The 17826-nt window shown below is 52.5% G+C and carries 20 protein-coding genes; 7 read left to right on the top strand and 13 right to left on the bottom strand.

The features are described from left to right. Position 1: 1 nt before the first annotated feature. Positions 2-637, bottom strand: a complete 636-nt coding sequence (locus tag J1784_RS06085) for a Vat family streptogramin A O-acetyltransferase (protein WP_217148445.1) — start codon at positions 635-637, stop codon at positions 2-4. A gap of 123 nt (positions 638-760) precedes the next feature. On the opposite strand from J1784_RS06085, the gene tehB reads away from it, so the two are divergent. Both tehB and J1784_RS06075 read left to right on the top strand, forming a co-directional pair. After that, complete coding sequence (tehB, locus tag J1784_RS06080; RefSeq protein WP_120508627.1) at positions 761-1360, top strand: tellurite resistance methyltransferase TehB; 600 nt, start codon at positions 761-763, stop codon at positions 1358-1360. A gap of 278 nt (positions 1361-1638) precedes the next feature. Continuing rightward, a complete protein-coding gene (locus J1784_RS06075) occupies positions 1639-2001 on the top strand; it encodes a hypothetical protein (RefSeq protein ID WP_120508626.1) in 363 nt (120 codons plus the stop codon). Positions 2002-2061: 60 nt separating this feature from the next. Here J1784_RS06075 and J1784_RS06070 read toward each other — a convergent pair whose 3' ends face one another. The 7 genes from J1784_RS06070 to J1784_RS06040 all read right to left on the bottom strand — a co-directional run bounded on the left by J1784_RS06070 (position 2062) and on the right by J1784_RS06040 (position 10027). Further along, on the bottom strand, positions 2062-3480 hold the full coding sequence (locus tag J1784_RS06070) for a gamma-aminobutyraldehyde dehydrogenase (RefSeq protein WP_120508625.1): 1419 nt from the start codon (positions 3478-3480) through the stop codon (positions 2062-2064). 12 nt (positions 3481-3492) lie between these two features. Then, on the bottom strand, positions 3493-4299 hold the full coding sequence (locus tag J1784_RS06065) for an ABC transporter permease (RefSeq protein ID WP_120508624.1): 807 nt from the start codon (positions 4297-4299) through the stop codon (positions 3493-3495). Further along, positions 4289-5221: an ABC transporter permease gene (locus tag J1784_RS06060; protein WP_208645994.1), complete on the bottom strand. Its 933-nt coding sequence runs from the start codon at positions 5219-5221 to the stop codon at positions 4289-4291. The genes J1784_RS06065 and J1784_RS06060 overlap by 11 nt, the downstream gene beginning before the upstream one ends. 15 nt (positions 5222-5236) lie before the next feature. Then, positions 5237-6259 carry an ABC transporter ATP-binding protein gene (locus J1784_RS06055; protein ID WP_217148444.1) on the bottom strand — a complete coding sequence of 341 codons (1023 nt, stop codon included), beginning with the start codon at positions 6257-6259 and terminating at the stop codon, positions 5237-5239. Between the two features lie 53 nt (positions 6260-6312). Then, positions 6313-7470: a putative ABC transporter substrate-binding protein YdcS gene (gene ydcS / locus J1784_RS06050; protein ID WP_120508621.1), complete on the bottom strand. Its 1158-nt coding sequence runs from the start codon at positions 7468-7470 to the stop codon at positions 6313-6315. A 35-nt stretch (positions 7471-7505) separates the two neighbouring features. Continuing rightward, positions 7506-8969 carry a gamma-aminobutyraldehyde dehydrogenase gene (locus J1784_RS06045; RefSeq protein ID WP_120508620.1) on the bottom strand — a complete coding sequence of 488 codons (1464 nt, stop codon included), beginning with the start codon at positions 8967-8969 and terminating at the stop codon, positions 7506-7508. A 149-nt stretch (positions 8970-9118) separates the two neighbouring features. After that, positions 9119-10027, bottom strand: a complete 909-nt coding sequence (locus J1784_RS06040) for a LysR substrate-binding domain-containing protein (protein ID WP_120508619.1) — start codon at positions 10025-10027, stop codon at positions 9119-9121. A gap of 205 nt (positions 10028-10232) precedes the next feature. Here J1784_RS06040 and J1784_RS06035 point away from each other — a divergent pair, with 205 nt between their 5' ends. Both J1784_RS06035 and J1784_RS06030 read left to right on the top strand, forming a co-directional pair. Next, positions 10233-10466: a type II toxin-antitoxin system Phd/YefM family antitoxin gene (locus J1784_RS06035; protein ID WP_120508618.1), complete on the top strand. Its 234-nt coding sequence runs from the start codon at positions 10233-10235 to the stop codon at positions 10464-10466. Between the two features lie 37 nt (positions 10467-10503). Beyond that, complete coding sequence (locus J1784_RS06030; RefSeq protein WP_120508617.1) at positions 10504-10851, top strand: type II toxin-antitoxin system RelE/ParE family toxin; 348 nt, start codon at positions 10504-10506, stop codon at positions 10849-10851. Between the two features lie 58 nt (positions 10852-10909). Here the strand turns inward: J1784_RS06030 and J1784_RS06025 are convergent, their stop codons facing one another. Next, on the bottom strand, positions 10910-11341 hold the full coding sequence (locus J1784_RS06025; protein ID WP_120508616.1) for an OsmC family protein: 432 nt from the start codon (positions 11339-11341) through the stop codon (positions 10910-10912). Positions 11342-11474: 133 nt separating this feature from the next. On the opposite strand from J1784_RS06025, the gene J1784_RS06020 reads away from it, so the two are divergent. After that, on the top strand, positions 11475-11654 hold the full coding sequence (locus tag J1784_RS06020) for a YodC family protein (RefSeq protein WP_120508615.1): 180 nt from the start codon (positions 11475-11477) through the stop codon (positions 11652-11654). 78 nt (positions 11655-11732) lie between these two features. On the opposite strand, the gene metQ is transcribed toward J1784_RS06020, so the two are convergent. The 4 genes from metQ to J1784_RS06000 form a co-directional block, all read right to left on the bottom strand. After that, positions 11733-12545: a methionine ABC transporter substrate-binding lipoprotein MetQ gene (gene metQ, locus J1784_RS06015; protein ID WP_217148443.1), complete on the bottom strand. Its 813-nt coding sequence runs from the start codon at positions 12543-12545 to the stop codon at positions 11733-11735. Between the two features lie 278 nt (positions 12546-12823). Then, positions 12824-13072 carry a hypothetical protein gene (locus J1784_RS06010; protein WP_217148442.1) on the bottom strand — a complete coding sequence of 83 codons (249 nt, stop codon included), beginning with the start codon at positions 13070-13072 and terminating at the stop codon, positions 12824-12826. Between the two features lie 180 nt (positions 13073-13252). Beyond that, on the bottom strand, positions 13253-14464 hold the full coding sequence (locus tag J1784_RS06005) for an MFS transporter (protein ID WP_217148441.1): 1212 nt from the start codon (positions 14462-14464) through the stop codon (positions 13253-13255). A 332-nt stretch (positions 14465-14796) separates the two neighbouring features. Next, a complete protein-coding gene (locus J1784_RS06000) occupies positions 14797-15132 on the bottom strand; it encodes a DMT family transporter (protein WP_120508612.1) in 336 nt (111 codons plus the stop codon). Positions 15133-15307: 175 nt separating this feature from the next. Here J1784_RS06000 and J1784_RS05995 point away from each other — a divergent pair, with 175 nt between their 5' ends. Beyond that, positions 15308-16534, top strand: coding sequence for a diguanylate cyclase family protein (locus J1784_RS05995; RefSeq protein ID WP_217148440.1), 1227 nt, complete (start codon positions 15308-15310; stop codon positions 16532-16534). 3 nt (positions 16535-16537) lie between these two features. Beyond that, positions 16538-17821 (top strand): HdeD family acid-resistance protein, encoded by a 1284-nt coding sequence (locus J1784_RS05990; protein ID WP_217148439.1) that lies wholly within the window; start codon positions 16538-16540, stop codon positions 17819-17821. Positions 17822-17826: the final 5 nt, after the last annotated feature.

Below are 17826 nucleotides of genomic sequence, written 5' to 3'. Positions count from 1 at the left end.
GTCAAAATCCGCAGGCGGCCAGCGCGTCAACGTCGCCTGCGGTTATCAACGCCAGATTTTTGGAAATTTTATCTGCTGGCCAGTTCCACCAGGCAATCTGCTCCAGGCAGGCGATGGTCTCAGGGTCGAATCGGTGCCGGATGACTTTAGCCGGATTGCCTCCCACAATGGCATACGCCGGAACATCGCCGGTGACCACCGATTTCGACGAAACAATGGCGCCGTTCCCGACCTGAACGCCCGGCATAAACAAGGCTTCATAGCCAATCCAGACATCATTTCCGATCACCGTATCGCCTTTATAAGGCAGGTCTTCTGCGGCGGGCATCACCTTTTCCCAACCGTTGCCAAAAATCTGAAACGGATAAGTCGAAATGCCAGACAGCTTGTGATTGGCCCCGTTCATGATGAATTTCACTCCGCGGGCCAGCGCACAGAACTTTCCAATCACCAGCTTATCGCCAATAAACGGAAAGTGATAAAGCACATTGCGCTCGAAATCTTCTGAATCGACCGGGTCGTCATAGTAGGTGTAGTCGCCAATAATAATATTGGGATTGCTGACGGTGTTCTTGATGAAGCAGACCTGAGGAAACCCCTCCATCGGATGCTTGTTATCGGGTGACGGGCCAGACATGTTATCTCCTTATATCAATGACCAGAGGGTGCATGGCGCTGACCCCACTAAGAGTCATGGTGCGCACACCCTATTTTAGAGGATAATCGCGGGTATACGATTCACTTTTCAGGAAACCAGCGAATGACACAGCAACTCGCACCAGAAGACTATTACACCGAAAAATACGGTCTGACCCGTACCCATTCCGAAATTCTCAACGCGGTAAAATATGTTAAGCCGGGTAAAGCGCTGGATTTAGGTTGTGGCAGCGGACGTAACTCACTGTATCTCAACCTGAAAGGCTTTGATGTCACCGGCTGGGACAACAATGCGATGAGCGTCGCAAAAGTGCATGAGATTATTGCCGCAGAATCCCTGCAAAATATCGACATCAGCGAGCAGGATCTGAACACGCACCGTTTTACCGGCGAATACGATTTTATCTTTTCAACGGTGGTGATGATGTTCCTGCAACGTGACAGCATCCCGCACATTATTAAAGACATGCACGCTGCAACGAAAACCGGAGGCTATAACCTGATTGTCGCCGCGATGGACAGTCCCGATTATCCGTGTCAGTTGCCCTTCCCGTTCACCTTCCAGCCGGAAGAATTACGTGATTATTACCGTGGCTGGGAAATCGTGAAGTACAACGAAGACGTCGGCGAATTGCATAAACGTGACGAAAATGGTGACCGTTATAAACTCCGTTTTGCGACACTGCTGGCGAAAAAGATCTGATAGCCCTTGTGAGGCTGGTGCGGCATTCGCCAGCCTTTCTGTTTTCATCCAATATCCACCCCTGTATTCCTTCAGAACTGACTGACCGTACAATGTCATCATTCTTGCCAGAATGTGGGCGGAGTGTGATGATACGGCGCGTCATTTCAGATAAAAGTCGAGTAAAAACAAATCATTAAGGTTTTAGTGGCGGTGCTCATACTTCATTATGAAGTCTTGCGGGCATCGTTTTCGTTTTTATACATCAACGCCGGCAGCGGCTGCATTCAGAGAGTTGTATGAACTGGGACATCATGAAGTGGTTGATCGGTATTTATCTGGGCTGTTTTTTAGGCCTGCTTAAAATGGCTTACTCCGATCCTAAGTTTTATCTCGAATACATTGACAGAAAATTCAGCTACGTCTGTTATACGTGCTTAATTGGTTTCAGCGCTTTCTGGTGTGGCCTGTATTTCGCCAGGGGATATGTCATTGACAATATTGATTTAATTTCAGAGCAGCTGACATTAATTGATAAAGAATATAATTATCTCACTTCATATTTGCTCACTATTATAACTGGGGCGGGAATATCCTTTGCAGCCAGCATTTTATTTATTGATATCGCCCGGAAAAAGATTGCCTCGACCACTGCGGAATAAAGAGTTCTGATTTTCGATCAGCAGGGAATGGAAAATTCCCTGCTGTTATCATTGTTGTATTCAGTGTTTTATCATCACGTGCCGGATAGCCGTGTAATCTTCCAGCCCGTACATCGACATATCTTTGCCATAGCCGGATTGTTTTTGTCCGCCGTGCGGCATCTCGCTGACCAGCATGAAGTGCGTGTTCACCCAGGTACAGCCGTATTGCAGGCGGGCGCTGAGGCGATGGGCGCGACCGATGTTCTGCGTCCAGACGGATGAGGCCAGCCCGTAGTTTGACTCGTTGGCCCAATCGAGAACCTGTTCTTCAGTGTCGAATTCGGTGATGCTGACCACCGGGCCGAATACTTCACGCTGTACGATTTCATCTTCCTGACGCGCACCGGCCAGCACGGTAGGCTGAAAATAGTAGCCTTCGCCGCGCACGCGTTCACCGCCGGTGACAACCTGAATATGCGCCTGCTGTTTGGCGCGTTGCACGAAACCTTCCACACGTTCTAAATGCGCCGCAGAGACTAACGGTCCCATCTCTGCGTTTTCGTCCGTTCCGAGTTTAATCGTTGAAACCGCCTCGCCCAGCGCTTTCACCAGTTGCGCGTACACGCCTTTTTGTACGTAGAGTCGGCAGGCTGCGGTGCAGTCTTGTCCGGCATTGTAGAAACCGAACGTGCGCACGCCTTCCACCACCTGACCGATATCCGCGTCATCGAATACAATCACCGGCGCTTTGCCGCCAAGTTCCATATGCGTGCGTTTGATGCCGCTGGTGGCCTGCGCGACAATTTTCTCGCCAGTGGCGACTGAGCCGGTCAGGGAGATCATCCGCACTTTATCGTGATGCGTCAGCGCATTACCGACTGTCTGTCCGTCGCCGAACAACACATTCAGCACACCTGCCGGGAATAAATCCTGCGCCAGTTCGCCCAGTTTCAGCGCCGTCAGCGGTGTGATCTCGGAAGGCTTAATCACCACGCAGTTGCCCGCCGCCAGCGCCGGAGCAATTTTCCAGGCGGCCATCATCAGCGGGTAATTCCACGGCGCGATAGAGGCAATCACCCCCAGCGGATCACGGCGGATCATCGAAGTATGTCCGGTCAGATACTCGCCGCTGGCCAGCCCGTTCAGACAGCGGCTGGCACCGGCAAAGTAGCGAAATACATCGGCTACCGCCGGGATTTCATCCCCCAGCGCCAGATGAAGAGGTTTGCCGCAGTTCAGCGATTCGAGTTGCGCGAGCGCTTCGGCGTTAGCTTCGATGCGGTCAGCCAGCGCCAGCAAAAGTTCGGAACGGGTTTTCGGCGTGGTCTGTCCCCAGTCGGTAAAAGCGCGATGCGCCTGATCGACGGCCTGTTTGGTCTGCTGCTCGCTGGCCTGCGCCAGACGCACAATTTCCTGCCCGTTATGCGGGTTGTAAACCGGCAACGACGTCCCTTCTCCGGCAACCAGCTCACCATTAATCAGCATATTCGTTTGCATTATTTTTCCTTATTATTTGCCGTCACCGGCCACATCAGACCCGTTTCTTGTCAGATACCACGCGCCCAGGATCGGGATCATGGTCAGTACCATCAGGCACAGCGCTACCACGTTAGTGACCGGTACTTCGCGCGGACGTCCCAGCTGATTGAGCAGCCAGATAGGCAGCGTGCGCTCGTGTCCGGCGGTGAACGTAGTGACGATGATTTCGTCGAAAGACAGCGCAAACGCCAGCATTCCGCCCGCCAGTAGCGCAGTGCTGAGGTTGGGTAAAATGATGTAGCGGAAGGTCTGCCAGCCGTCCGCGCCTAAATCCATCGAGGCTTCAATCAGGCTGTGGGTGATGCGCCGGAACCGCGCGATCACGTTGTTATAAACAATCACCATGCAGAACGTGGCGTGACCGATAACGATGGTCAGCATGCCCGGCTCGATTTGCGCCGCATGAAATGCGTTAAGCAGCGCCAGACCGGTGATGATCCCCGGTAAGGCAATCGGCAGCATGAACAGTAAAGTGATGCTGTTTTTGCCGTAGAAATTGCGCCGGTACAATGCCGCTGCCGCCAGCGTGCCGAGCACCATCGCAATCACCGTGGCGTAACAGGCGATTTGCACCGAAAGCCAGATGGCGTCGAGGATGTCATGCCGTCCGGCCGCCACCGCAAACCAGTGCAGCGTGAAGCCTTTCGGCGGAAAACTGAACGCCGCGTCTTCAGTGTTAAAGGCGTATACCGCGATGATGAGCAGCGGGAAATGCAGGAATACCAGCCCGCCCCACGCGGAAAGTTTGAGTAACCAGGGTGCGCGTTTAGAGTGCATCGAAAGCTCCCAGTCGTTTAACCATCGACAGATAAACAGCAATCAGCACAATCGGCACCAGCGTGAACGCCGCCGCCATCGGCATGTTGCCAATCGACCCCTGCTGGGAATACACCATATTGCCGATGTAATACCCCGGAGGCCCCACCAATTGCGGGATGATGTAATCGCCAAGCGTCAGGGAGAAGGTGAAAATCGAACCGGCCGCAATGCCCGGCACCGACAGCGGAAAGATGACATAACGCAGCGTCTGCCAGGGTTTTGCGCCTAAGTCTTCAGATGCCTGGATCAGCGACGGTGGCAGACGTTCCAGCGCCGCCTGAATCGGCAATATCATGAACGGCAGCCAGATGTAGACGAACACCCAGAAGCGACCAATCCCCGACGTTGACAGCGTATTGCCGCCGATGCCCGGCAAACTCAGCATCGCCGCGAGCAGCGGTTCCAGCCCGAGATGTTCCAGGAACCATTGCAGCACGCCGCCTTTGGAAAGCAGCAACGTCCACGCATAGGCTTTGACGATGTAACTCGCCCACATCGGCAACATGATCGCGACATAGAAGAAGGCTTTTTTCTTGCCCGTAATGTAGCGCGCCATGTAATAAGCGATCGGAAACGCCAGCACCGCGCTGAAAAACGACACCAGCAGCGCCATACTCACCGTGCGGATAATGATGTCAGCGTTCACCGGATCGAACAGCGCGCGCAGATTTGCGGTGGTCAGCGTCGACGACACCGTCATGGTGAAATCGTCGAAGGTATACAAACCCTGCCACAGCAGCGCAAACAGTGAGCCTAAATAGATGGCACCGAACCACAACAGTGGCGGAACCAGCAGCAGCGCCAGATAAAATCCGGGGCGATGATGCAGAAAGGTGATCAGCGCCCGGCCACGCCGCGCCCGCTTCTCATAAGGAGTCATACTGATATCCATCGTTTAACCCTCAAGCAGCGCCACCATAGCGTCACGATCCCAGCATGCCACCACCGGCTGGCCGGTCTGGAAGCGCGTTTGCTGGCTGGCCGCCAGATTATTCGGTTCACTGACAAACAGCCGCTCGCCGCCGTCCAGCGCCAGTTCGTAGCGCGTCGCCGCTCCCTGAAAATGGATATCTTTCAGAATAGCGCTGACCTGCACGACATTGCTGTCGGCTTGGGGTTGTGGTGTCAGGCGGATATGTTCAGGACGAATCGAACGGCTGCCGGAAAGCCCGGTGAGCCTGAGGGAGAGATCTGAATTGAGCACATTGGCTGTACCGACAAACTGCGCGACAAACGCCGTGCGCGGATTGAGGTACAGCTCGCGCGGTGAATCCACCTGCTCGATGCGCCCGTTATTAAACACCGCCACGCGGTCTGACATCGACAACGCTTCACTCTGATCGTGAGTGACGAAAATAAAGGTAATACCCAGTTCGCGTTGCAGTTTTTTCAGCTCCCCCTGCATCTGCTCCCGCAGTTTGAGATCGAGCGCACCGAGTGGTTCATCAAGCAGCAAAACGCTGGGCTGATTGACCAGCGCCCGCGCCAGAGCCACGCGCTGACGCTGACCGCCGGATAAAAATGCCGGCTTGCGTGCCGCAGTAAACCCGAGCGCCACCCGCTCAAGGGCTCCCATCGCGCGGATATTGCGCTCCTTTTTGCCCACGCCTTTCACCATCAGGCCATACGCGACGTTCTCCAGCACGGTCATATGCGGAAACAGCGCATAATCCTGAAAGACGGTATTCACATCCCGCTCATACGGCGCGAGCTTTGTGGCCTCTTTACCATGAATGCGGATGGAACCGGATGACAGCGTTTCAAACCCGGCAATCAGGCGCAGGCAGGTGGTTTTCCCCGAGCCCGAAGGCCCGAGCATCGAAAAGAACTCGCCGTCCTGAATATCGATCGACACATTATCGACGGCTTTAGTTTCCCCGAATATTCGGGAAACATTGATAAATTGTACGGCGGGCATAGTTCGCTCCCGGTTTCAAAGTTTTCACTGGAATAAGCAAAGGATGCCGCGTATTAACGGCCGCCCATGATGGCGATATAGTCTTGAGTCCATTTACTGTATGGAACGAACTTGCCGCCTTCGGACTGTGGCGTTTTCCAGAATGAAATCGACGTAAATTTATCGAAACCGTTGGTCTGACAGCCTTCTGCACCGAGCAACGGGCTGGCTTTACATCCTGCCGGAACAGCGGGCACGGAACCAAACCAGGCGGCGACGTCGCCCTGCACTTTCGGCTCAAGCGACCAGTTCATCCACTGATAGGCACAGTTCGGATGTTCGGAATCCGCCGCTAACATGGTGGTATCCGCCCAGCCGGTGACGCCTTCTTTCGGGAATACGGTGGCGATTGGTTGTTTTTCGCCTTTCAGCGAGTTGGCCTGATACGGCCATGAGGAGCTGGCGACCACGCCTTCGTTTTTGAAATCGCTCATCTGCACCGACGCATCGTGCCAGTAGCGGTGGATCAGCGGATGCTGGGCGCGCAGTAGTTTCAGCACAGCCTGATACTGGGTGTCGTTGAGCTGATACGGGTCTTCGATTTTGAGATCCGGCTGCGTGCTTTTCAGGTACAGCGCGGCGTCAGCAATGGCAATCGGACCGTCATACGCCTGAACGCGTCCCTGATTCGGTTTACCATCCGGCAGATTTTGCGGCACGAAAATCACCGCCCAGCTGTCCGGCGGCGTCGGGAACGTTTTAGTGTTGTACATCAGCAGGTTCGGCCCCCACTGGTACGGCGTACCGTAAACTTTGCCGCCGACATTGAACCATGCGCCTTTCGTCAGGCGCGGGTCGACGTTCTTCCAGTTCGGGATCAGCGCAGGATTAATAGGCTGCACGCGTTTACCGTAAATCAGACGCAGCGACGCATCACCGGACGCCGTCACCAGGTCATAGCCGCCTTTCGCCATCAGGCTGACCATTTCATCGGACGTCGCTGCGGTTTTTACATTCACCTTGCAACTGGTTTGCTTTTCAAACTGCGTCACCCAGTCGTAATTTTTGTCGCTCTCGCCGCGCTCGATATAACCCGGCCACGCGACAATATTTAACTGGCCTTCGCCTTTGCCAATACTAGTGGGTGCGTCTGCGGCCAGCGCGCTATTTAAGAAACTCAGCAGGCCCAAACAAATTGCAGATAAAGCGTAAACACCGTTGTTCTTATTCATCGCTTACTCCTGTCCTGTCGTCGTAAATGTTGTTTTTAGAATTGAGGTTTGAACTTCGCCATGATGTGTCTGACTACGCTGTAGTCCTGTAAGGAATAACTGGAAAGATCGTTACCGTAGCCGGAGCGTTTGAGTCCGCCGTGCGGCATTTCACTGACCAGAGAAAAGTGGGTGTTAATCCACGTGGTGCCATATTGCAGATGCGAGGAAATCTGCATGGCGAGGTCGATATTTTGTGTCCAGACTGACGATGCCAGCCCGTATTCGGATTCGTTGGCCCAGCTGACGACCTGTTCGAGCGAGTCAAAACGCGTGACGCTGACCACCGGCCCGAACACTTCGCGCTGCACGATTTCATCAGTTTGCAGGCAGCCCGCCAGCAGCGTCGGCTGATAGTAAAAACCGGAGCCGGAATGCGACGCCGCGCCGGTAATGCGCTCGATATGCGGCTGGCTCAGTGCCCGTTCGACAAAGCTGGACACGCGGTCGCGCTGTCGGCTGCTTATCAGCGGCCCCATAAAGTTTTCGCTGTCGTTCTTTTTGGCAAACGGCAGCTGCGCCACGGCGTCGCCCAGTCTTTCCACCAGACGCTCATAAATTCCGGCCTGCGCATATACGCGACAGGCGGAGGTGCAATCCTGTCCGGCGTTGTAATAACCCCAGGTGCTGACGGCGTGAACCACATCGTCGATATCCGCGTCATTACACACAATCACCGGCGCTTTGCCGCCCAGTTCAAGATGGGTGCGTTTCACAGTTTTCACGGCGGCCTGCAAAATCCGCTGACCGGTGACGATATCGCCGGTCAGGGAAATCAGACGAACGTGAGAATGGCTGACCAGTGCGTTGCCGACACCTTCGCCGCTGCCGGTGATCACGTTAAGAACGCCCGGCGGCAGGATGTCCTGCAGGGCAGGCAGTAAGGCAAGAATGGTCAGCGGAGTATGTTCGGAAGGTTTGAAAACGACGGTGTTTCCGGCAGCCAGCGCCGGGGCGATTTTCCACGCTGACATCATCAGTGGGTAATTCCACGGCGCGATAGAAGCGACCACGCCCAGCGGATCACGGCGCACCATCGAGGTATGACCGGGCAGATATTCACCGGACAACTGACCCTGCTGACACCGGACAGCTCCGGCGAAAAAACGGAACACATCCACGGCTGCAGGCAGGTCGTCATTCAGCGCCTGATACAGCGGTTTACCGCAGTTCAGGGCTTCAAGACGCGCCAGCTGCGGCGCCTGCCTTTCAATAGCATCGGCAATCCGCAACAGGAGAGTGGCACGTTCGGCGGGAGTGGTACGTGACCAGCGGGTAAACGCCTGACTGGCAGCATTCACCGCCATATTCACCTGTGCCAGTGACGTTTCCGCCACTTCTGCAATCACCTCTCCGCTGGCGGGATTAAAAATACTTTGCGTTGCGCCCTCGCCGTGCAGAAGGTCGCCGTTGATTGCGTGTTTATCAGAGAAAATGGCAACAAATTCTGCATCCGACATCGTACTGCCCCTCAGAGAAGTCAGTCATCATCAATTAACAAAAATGTTATTAGCTAGTAACAAAACTGCTAATTCACATTAGGTAATTTCTCTGAGGGCAACAAATAGCAATTACTGAAGGCTGCGTTCGGAAAAAACGAATGCTCCGGTTATGACGGCTTTCTCTTGGCGCTGTTTTCACGGGCAATCGTCAGGAAAGGCGTCACCAGTTCTGGCCGCGCACTACCGCGACGCCATGCCAGTCCGATATCCAGAGGCTCGATAGAATCTTCCAGCTTGCTGGCTTCAATCATATTTCCTTCCAGTGACCAGGCGCGGTACGCCATGTCCGGCTGCACGGATACGCCCAGCCCGGCAGCCACCAGACTGCGCACCGCCTCCGTTGACGCGGTTTTCATCGCAATATTAGGCTTCAGCCCGGCACGCGCCCACAGCCGCTGCGCATGTTTTTCCATCTCATCCACGTTGAGCTGGATCAGCGGTTCATTCGCAATATCCGCCAGAGAAATGCTTTCACGTTCAAGCAAAGGATGCAGCGGCGGCAGCCAAAGGCGGTACGAAGAATGCGTCAGCACCTCGGTTTGCAGCGCATCGCGGTCTTCCAGATTTGAGAGGATCAGCACCCCAATGTCTATTTCGCCGCTAACCAGCAGATGTTCGATGTACTGGCGTTCATCCTCCACCACTTTGACGTCGACATTCGGGTAATAGGCGTTGAATTGCTTGAGTAAATCCACCAGAAAGTATCCGGCCACCAGGCTGGTCACGCCCAGCGTCAGCTGACCGGTGACATTTTCGGTACCCATTTGCAGGCTGCGTTTGGCGTTATCGACGGTGGCGAGAATAAGATAGGACTGGCGTAAAAACTGATGCCCCTGATGGGTCAGCGTCATCCCTTTGGGGTGGCGGTCAAAAAGACGCGCCTCCGTTTCCGTCTCAAGTTGCTGAATCGCCTGAGTCAGCGAGGACTGTGAAACAAAAGAGGCCTGGGCAGCAGCGGATATCGATCCGGTCTCGGCAACGGCAATAAAATGGCGGATCTGGCGCAGCGTCAGCATAACGACTCTCTCATCGCATTAAAAAACCGAATCCTTAGCGTCAGCATTCGGTTTTAGGGAATGATCAAGTAATGGCAGAGGGCGGATTTTTGTCAAACCGGGGACAGGCGTTTTGCGAGGCATACCGGAGAATGGGAAACTTACTTTGCAAGCAGTCTTTAAAAGAACTATATTTAGACCGTAAAACTTGGCGGAGAAATTAAACATGCAAATACAGACTATCAGCTTCGTAAAGAAGCATGCTGCTGTACTTGATTTATCACAACCGATACTGGTCACTCAGAATGGTGAACCGGCTTACGTGATTGAATCCTTTGAAGACAGACAAAAAAGGGATGAAACCATTGCTTTACTCAAGCTGCTTACACTGGCAGAAAATGATAAAGCAGAGGGCCGGACATTCACGAGAGAACAGTTGTTAGCAGATCTTGCCAGATGAACCTCTCATCTGATCTGCTGATTATTGGGATCAATTTATGTCTGCGACGAAAAGTAAAATCACGATTGAGTACCTGCAAACTGTAAAGTTGTCTATTGATGAAATTGCGTCGTTCCAGACCTCACAGGGAAACGATGCGCTAAAAATCATCAACGCAGTGTTGGATGAGTTTGAAGCAAAAGTGAAAGTTTTTCCTTTATCCTGCCCGGTTGCACCCGATCTCGCCGCGCTGGGTATCATCAAATTTCGCGAATGTAATACATTGAATGGTTACCGCATCATTTATACCTATGATGAATCGGCAAACCTTATCTCCGTGTACGTGCTTCTTTCGCAGCGGCAAAATGTTCAGGAACTGTTGTTTAAAAAGTTGATCATGGGCTAACAACAGAAAAGCCACGCAAACTTCGCGTGGCTTTCAGATTCAAAATTTCAGGCTTTCATCAATTTTCAAGCTGATACGTCAGCGTGATTTCTGCTTTCAGTACCTGAGATACCGGGCAACCGGCTTTGGCTTTTTTGATGATTTCGTCGAATGTGTCTTTATCGATCCCCGGCAGTTTTACTTTGCTGTCGAGCGCGATTTTGGTGATCGCAAAGCCGCCATCCACTTTATCCAGTGAAACGTCTGCGACGGTATCGATACTTTCAGGAGTGTGACCCGCTTCACCGAGCATCAGCGAAAGAGCCATCGAGAAGCAGGCAGAATGCGCTGCTGCTATTAATTCTTCCGGGTTCGTTCCGGGTTTTCCTTCAAAACGGGTGTTGAAACCATAAGGCTGTTCCTTCAGCGCGCCGCTTTCAGAAGAGATGTGACCTTTACCGTGTTTGATGTCACCTTCCCAATGCGCCTGCCCTTTCTTATGAATGGTCATGTTTTCCTCCGGTTTGTATTACATTAACTTTAAGTATAGCTTCAGATCGGTGTTTCGCGAGGTTGGCCGGGCTATGCGGCCTGCGGACACGTTTTTCCATCATTACAACGTCATTGAAAACAGAGGAAAAAACATGTTTAACCCCCAAGATATCGTTCAGTCCAAGACCGGCGGCCCGAAACTGGTCGTGCAACGTGTTGAAGGCGACACCCTGTGGTGTACGCGTCAGGACGAGTTCGGTGCAAAGGAAATTGAAGTGAAAGCAGATACCGTGAGCCTGTATCAGGAAGAAGGCGATTTCGGCGTTTGCTGAGTCTGAACTTCGCAGAAACAAAAAATCCTGAGATTTTAGAATCTCAGGATTCAATAATCCTTAATACTTATCTGCGTATTACCAGCCTTTTACTGCATCGCCATGATAGATGGCATCTGCCGCTTTGACGGTGGCGTCAGTCTGATAAGCTTCCACCAGTTCCTTCACCGCCTGACTGTCTTTGTTATCTTCACGCGCCACAATGATGTTCACGTAAGGTGAATCTTTGTCTTCCACAAAGAGTCCGTTTTTACCTGGCGTCAGCCCGATCTGGCCTGAATACGTCGTATTGATGATCGCCAGCTCGATTTTGTTATCGTCAATCGCGCGGGTCAGCTGAGGCGCTTCGATTTCAACAATCTTCAGATGCTTTGGATTTTCGATAATATCCAGCGACGTCGGCAACAGACCAACGCCCTCTTTCAGTTTGATCAGCCCGACTTTTTGCAGCAGCAACAGCGAGCGGCCAAGGTTAGTCGGATCGTTAGGCACCGCCACCTGTGCGTTATCGCTCAGCTGGTCGATAGATTTAATTTTGCGGGAATATCCGGCGATCGGATAAACGAAGGTTTTACCCACTTCCGCCAGCTTATAGCCGCGTTCTTTTATTTGTTTATCCAGATACGGACGGTGCTGGAAGGCGTTAACGTCGATATCACCGCTGCTCAGCGCGGAATTCGGTAACACGAAATCGTTGAACGTCACCACGTCGACATCCAGATTGTATTTGTCTTTGGCGGTTTTTTTGATGGTTTCCCACATCTGCTGATCGATACCTGCACTGATCCCGACCTTGATGTGATTCTCATTGGATTTCTGGTCACAGGCACTCAGCGCCAGTGCGCCCGCCAGAGATAATGCGAGAACGGATAGTTTTAATAAGGTGCGCATAAAGGTTTACTCTTTCCGTGAATAAATTTTCAAGTTGAAACAAACTATTAAGCCGACAGTGTTTCAAATCAATTCCCGATCGGCAAATACGAAAAAGAAATAACCTAATGCAAAAAAAGGTTTATGAGAATACTCATTATCTATATTAAACCAAAGGATATTATTTTAACGTTATTTTCACATTTCTCATAACCGCCTGAAAAAAGCATAAAAAATGGCCTGAGGAAGGTCCATCAGACCATTTATTGCCGATAATAAAATCCATTAATGAAAAACAATTACCGGATATTCAGCGCGGTTGCCCAGTCCGACACCATCTCACGCGAGATGTAATTGACATCGGAAATACCACCCTCTGTAGAGGATACTAAAAATCCTATACAAGGAAATGATTCAGGATGCAATTCCTCCAGCGCTTCCTGAATATCCTGCTCGCTCATTAAAGGTGAGACGGTCGTATCCGAAACCCGAAAGTATTCTTCAAACATCCACGATATATAGTCCATTTCACTTCTTAATATTTTCATATAGCGCCCTCCCTTAGTCAGCCCTCCTTTATGAAAAAGTAGCAGGGTGTGGTTATATATGCGAACAAATAACAAACAATACCTGAGCATTATTTGCCTTATATCAAACAAAGCCCGCTATAAGCGGGCTCAGAAAGTGAGAATTTTCAAATGTGGAAAGATTTCCTGATCGTTATCCGTTCACTGTGTCGAACCATGCAAGGTAACGGGCTGCGGACGTGACAGGAAAATCGTGATGCCCGCCAGCAATGTCAGCACGCCGCCGAGCAGGAAAGCACTGCTGACGCCGGCATTGTCAGCCAGGATCCCGCCAAACAACGCGCCCAGCGCCAGTGAGGTCTGAAAGACACACACCAGCAACGCCGAACCGGTTTCGAAAAGCGCAGGCGACGCCTGATAGGTCCAGATATTCAGACACACCGGCAGCGCGCCAAACGCTAATCCCCATAAGATCACCAGCGCACAGGCCAGCGCTAACGGCACCTGGAACAGTGACAACACCAGCACCGACACGCTGAGCAACAACATATTGAGCATGAACGCTCTCTTCACGCCGAATTCACGCACGCTGATTTCAGTCGTCAGCGTTCCCAACAGACCCGCGACGCCATAACCCATCAGCAGCAACGAGATGTCACTGGCAGAAAGATGCAGATTGAAGCGCAGCCACGGCTCAAGATAGGTATAAGCCGCGAAATGACCGCCCGCCATGAAGATGCCGATGATCAGCGCGTAACGTATCCCCGCCACTTTGGTGACGCCCAGCATGGCGCGCAGGCCGATAGATTGTTGCGCGGGCAACGAAGGCAGCGCCAGCCATTGCAACACGAAGAATACCAGCGCCAGCACCGCGTTCAGTGTAAACGCCATGCGCCAGCCAAACAGGTCGCCAATAAACGCGCCCGCCGGAACCCCAGCGACGGTGCCGACCGCCACGCCTGCGGTGATCAGCGAAATTGCCCGTGCGCCCTGCTCCTCCGACACCAGCCGTCGACCGGACGGAATGGCAAACGACCAGAAGCCGCCCACGCCAATGCCCAGAATAATGCGTCCGATCAGCAGAATGTTGAAAGTCTGCGCCATCACGGCGATTCCGTTGGCCACAATCACCGTCGCGGAGAGCAACAGCAGCAGGTTGCGTCGGTCCATTTTGCGGGCGAACAACATGATCAGCGGCGCAGAAATCGCCGCCACCAAACCGGGCAACATCACCGCCAGCCCGGCATGACCTTCAGTGACACCCAGAGATTGCGCGATTGGCGAAAGCAATCCGATCGGCAGAAATTCAGTATTAACCAGCGCGAACGTGCCGCAGGCGAGTGAGAAAACCGCCAGCCAGCGGCGGAAAGCAGAGGTTTCTGGCCGGGTGTCCAGCGATGAGCACTCAGTCATTATTTATTATCCTTATACTTAGCAAGGTGAATTATTTCAAAACGGTAGAATCATCGTAATAAACGTGATCACTATCACAGGGTCAAGGCATTTTCATAATGACTGTTAGGGTAATTCTTATCCGTTACGCAGCTAAGCCAGTTCCCGCCTGCCATGCGGGCTACAGAGGCGCGCAGAGTCTCAAACGAAAAAGGCACATACAGATAACTCGATCAGAAAATGTCTCCACATATAAGTATGTTGTAACTAATGTAAGCGCCACCATAAAACCGGCGGATATGGCCGGTAATCATCATTTGGCAGGGCGATAAATCACACGCGGCGTAGACCGGTTAGTGCGTCACTGATTTTGAGTAGAGCTGAATAATCATGATGCCGATGGCGATACAGGCCATACCAATCAGCGCGGGGATATCCAGTCGTTGTTTGTAGATGAAAAATGACAGGGTCGATACCAGGAAAATCCCCATACCCGCCCAGATGGCATAGGCGATGCCGATATTCATGACTTTTACGACCTGAGAAAGCCCATAAAATGAAATCGCATAACCCACGACCACAATGATACTGGGGAATAATCGGGTAAAACCGTCAGACGCTTTCATCATTGAGGTAGCCAGTGTTTCTGCGCATATCGAAACGGCAAGAATAAGATAGATTTTGTACATAACACCTTCTGATTTGAAAAAGAAAAGACGCCAGCTTTAAAGTTTATACTCCCCTGCGTTCCCGGCCTGCCTTCTTCGAGGTTTTCGCTGACAGAGGTAAAACCCTCTCTGTTGGATCCATTTGTTCTACGCTTTAGCTACAACTCAGTGCTTTGAATCTAATCGCGAGGTCGCTTTGTCCCCTGCTAAATTCTATTTACAGCTGCTGTTATGGTGCGCGCTCTACTTTTCTCTCGGGTATATCTCTTTGTTTCTCGATGATCCCCTGAGCCAGGTTTCATTTGTCTGGTTTCCCGCTGGCCTTGCGGTGGCGGCATTTTTGTTAACACCACGCAGGTTCTGGCCTCCTCTGTTTTTAGGTTTGTTTATCGTACGGACTGTGCTGGATGTCACGATGCGGCACTCGCTGGAAACCTCGCTGGTGCATTCAGTGATTTCACTGGGCAACGATTTTGCGATTGCGTGGCTCGTGCGGCGCTTCAGACGCCCGGATGACATGCAGGTCAACGTGCTGATCTGGTTGGCTGCCACGGTGGTAATAAGCGCAGTCGCCGCGGCTGCAGGCGCGGGATGGGTGTTGTATCGTCACAATATCAATTTTGTTCAGACGCTGTGGATCTGGTGGTCGGCGAATGTGGTCGGCACCATTTTGCTGACCACCATTATCATGGGATTGTTCTGGAAACCGGAACCCTTAGTTTTACGTAAATGCCTGACCGGAGGCGGATTATGGATAGGGTTATGTCTTTGCGCCGCGTGGGTTTTCAGTCAACCTTTTGATGATGCGCGTAGCGAAGCGTTGCATTTTATCCTGGCCTGCATCCCGGTCATGATCATGATCGCCATCCCGATTGTCAGCGGTAATCGCCTCGGCGCACTGGCCTTTCTCAGTTTCAGCACGATTGTTATTTATTGCTCCTGGCACCGTCTTGGCCCGCTGTTTATTCCGGGCTTACGGTCAGGAGAACCACTGCTGCTGGCGCAATGCTATCTCTCCGGCACCGCTTTGCTGCTAAATTTTGTGTATGTGCTTAAGCGGAATGTGCCGGGTATGGCGTCCTCTTATTATCTGATCCCTCAAAGCGGGCGTCTGAGCTGGGACCAGACTTCGGTTACGCCTCTTACGCAACATCTTCTGAAGATTAATCATGCGGATGAGCTGCTGGCGCTGCTTTCGCCGGACGACGCAAAACGAATGCGCGCGCGCTGGGAAACCATCAGCCACGGCGGTATGGTCACAGACACTTTCTCTTTCCTGATCCAGCTCTCGCCGAAAATAAAAATACAGCTTCAGGAAACGAAACTGACAGGCCTGCCGCAACCGGAAGGTGTGGTCATTATTGGCTCCTGGTCAGAAGAATTGCCCAACCGGGGCTTCACCCGAACAGTCAGGGAGACGTAAGCCATGCTGCAACTTGCACTGTTACTGATGGGTGCCAATTTTGTGCGTAAATCCGCGCCGGTTCTGGCCATTATGGGCGTGTTATGGAGCGGGCTGGGCGTGATTGTCTTTATGGATGGTCTGGAAGGAATGCGCTACTTCCCTTTTCATGTTTTCGGTCTGATCCTGCTGGCAGAAAGCCTGGTGACGCTTTTTCTGGCCGGGAGTGCGTCCGGCGCGAAAAAGTCAGTCTTCTATTTTAAGGGCGGCATATTTTGCTTTATTGCGGTGTTGATCCTGTCAGGTCGCGAGAGCAGTAATCTGCTGCTGGCCATTTTATTTGGTTTCGCGTTTTTCATTACCGGTCTTTTTGTCATGGCGTCAGCCTGGGTGGTGCGGTATGACCGCTGGCGTCAGGTCTTTTTCAGCGGTGTTGCTCAGCTGATTTTTGCGCTGTTTTTGTTTCTTCCCTATCCCACCCATCATCACGGCACCATTTCACAGTTCGTCGGCATGATCATGATCCTCGGCGGGATCCAATGTATTCCACTGGCCTTCCGCGCCTTTAAAATGCGCGACGGCATTACGCTTTCCGCCCTGATGGCACCTCCCGGTCTGATCCCCGTTATTGCGTTGCCAGCGGCCAATGCCCGCTCCGAAGGTTCCCTCATTGTGCATATCTGGACGCCGGAAGGCTCGGCGGCGAACTCGCCGGTACCGCGCCCGGTGTTCAACCGTTATATCGCAGCAGTAGACGTGCATGGCGTAATTTCAACCGGCCATGCCGCGCTGGAGATGCCCCCGGAACTCTATATCAGCCTTTATCCGGCAGCAGACATCGACCGCTCCCCCGCTGAGTTTTTTAATACCCTGAAAGCCATTCAGGAAAACAACGTGCCGGGGCTTTATCAGAAGAGCTACATCAGCGAGGCGGCGGGCTGGTGTGAATCAGACCGTAAAATTGTGTTCAGTGATTTTAATGCGCAGGCGTTACAGCAATTCTGGGAGAGCTATCGCCAGCTGGTGATTTACAACCTGACCTGGCGAAATTGCTCCAGCAGCGTGGCCTACGGGCTGGAAGCCGCGCTGGAGGGCGTTATTTCCCGACACGGAGGCTGGCTGCGTTTCCTGAAATTATTTTTTATGCCTGAATTGTGGATTGCTGCCCAGCTGCGAAAACGCGCGACGACGATGGCGTGGACTCCGGGGCTGATGCTCGATTACGCACGGGCATTGCACGCGCTGGTACATCCGGTCCGGCATTCGTGGTTTACACGCTGGCGGCAAAGGGATAAATCGCCACTTTAGTTGCA

Origin of the sequence: Rahnella ecdela (assembly GCF_019049625.1) — a bacterium.
Classification (GTDB): Bacteria; Pseudomonadota; Gammaproteobacteria; order Enterobacterales; family Enterobacteriaceae; genus Rahnella; species Rahnella ecdela.
This window is presented reverse-complemented; position numbering and strand designations above follow the sequence as displayed.

What these genes read in the sequence shown, in the direction of transcription:
- J1784_RS06065 (WP_120508624.1), bottom strand. Translation starts at nt 4,299, where the DNA reads ATGCACTCTAAACGCGCACCCTGGTTACTCAAACTTTCCGCGTGGGGC.
- J1784_RS06070 (WP_120508625.1), bottom strand. Translation starts at nt 3,480, where the DNA reads ATGCAAACGAATATGCTGATTAATGGTGAGCTGGTTGCCGGAGAAGGG.
- J1784_RS06035 (WP_120508618.1), top strand. Translation starts at nt 10,233, where the DNA reads ATGCAAATACAGACTATCAGCTTCGTAAAGAAGCATGCTGCTGTACTT.
- J1784_RS06000 (WP_120508612.1), bottom strand. Translation starts at nt 15,132, where the DNA reads ATGTACAAAATCTATCTTATTCTTGCCGTTTCGATATGCGCAGAAACA.
- J1784_RS06020 (WP_120508615.1), top strand. Translation starts at nt 11,475, where the DNA reads ATGTTTAACCCCCAAGATATCGTTCAGTCCAAGACCGGCGGCCCGAAA.
- J1784_RS06025 (WP_120508616.1), bottom strand. Translation starts at nt 11,341, where the DNA reads ATGACCATTCATAAGAAAGGGCAGGCGCATTGGGAAGGTGACATCAAA.
- J1784_RS06040 (WP_120508619.1), bottom strand. Translation starts at nt 10,027, where the DNA reads ATGCTGACGCTGCGCCAGATCCGCCATTTTATTGCCGTTGCCGAGACC.
- tehB (WP_120508627.1), top strand. Translation starts at nt 761, where the DNA reads ATGACACAGCAACTCGCACCAGAAGACTATTACACCGAAAAATACGGT.
- J1784_RS06055 (WP_217148444.1), bottom strand. Translation starts at nt 6,259, where the DNA reads ATGCCCGCCGTACAATTTATCAATGTTTCCCGAATATTCGGGGAAACT.
- J1784_RS05990 (WP_217148439.1), top strand. Translation starts at nt 16,538, where the DNA reads ATGCTGCAACTTGCACTGTTACTGATGGGTGCCAATTTTGTGCGTAAA.
- J1784_RS06005 (WP_217148441.1), bottom strand. Translation starts at nt 14,464, where the DNA reads ATGACTGAGTGCTCATCGCTGGACACCCGGCCAGAAACCTCTGCTTTC.
- J1784_RS06060 (WP_208645994.1), bottom strand. Translation starts at nt 5,221, where the DNA reads ATGACTCCTTATGAGAAGCGGGCGCGGCGTGGCCGGGCGCTGATCACC.
- ydcS (WP_120508621.1), bottom strand. Translation starts at nt 7,470, where the DNA reads ATGAATAAGAACAACGGTGTTTACGCTTTATCTGCAATTTGTTTGGGC.
- J1784_RS06010 (WP_217148442.1), bottom strand. Translation starts at nt 13,072, where the DNA reads ATGAAAATATTAAGAAGTGAAATGGACTATATATCGTGGATGTTTGAA.
- J1784_RS06075 (WP_120508626.1), top strand. Translation starts at nt 1,639, where the DNA reads ATGAACTGGGACATCATGAAGTGGTTGATCGGTATTTATCTGGGCTGT.
- J1784_RS06045 (WP_120508620.1), bottom strand. Translation starts at nt 8,969, where the DNA reads ATGTCGGATGCAGAATTTGTTGCCATTTTCTCTGATAAACACGCAATC.
- J1784_RS06030 (WP_120508617.1), top strand. Translation starts at nt 10,504, where the DNA reads ATGTCTGCGACGAAAAGTAAAATCACGATTGAGTACCTGCAAACTGTA.
- metQ (WP_217148443.1), bottom strand. Translation starts at nt 12,545, where the DNA reads ATGCGCACCTTATTAAAACTATCCGTTCTCGCATTATCTCTGGCGGGC.
- J1784_RS06085 (WP_217148445.1), bottom strand. Translation starts at nt 637, where the DNA reads ATGTCTGGCCCGTCACCCGATAACAAGCATCCGATGGAGGGGTTTCCT.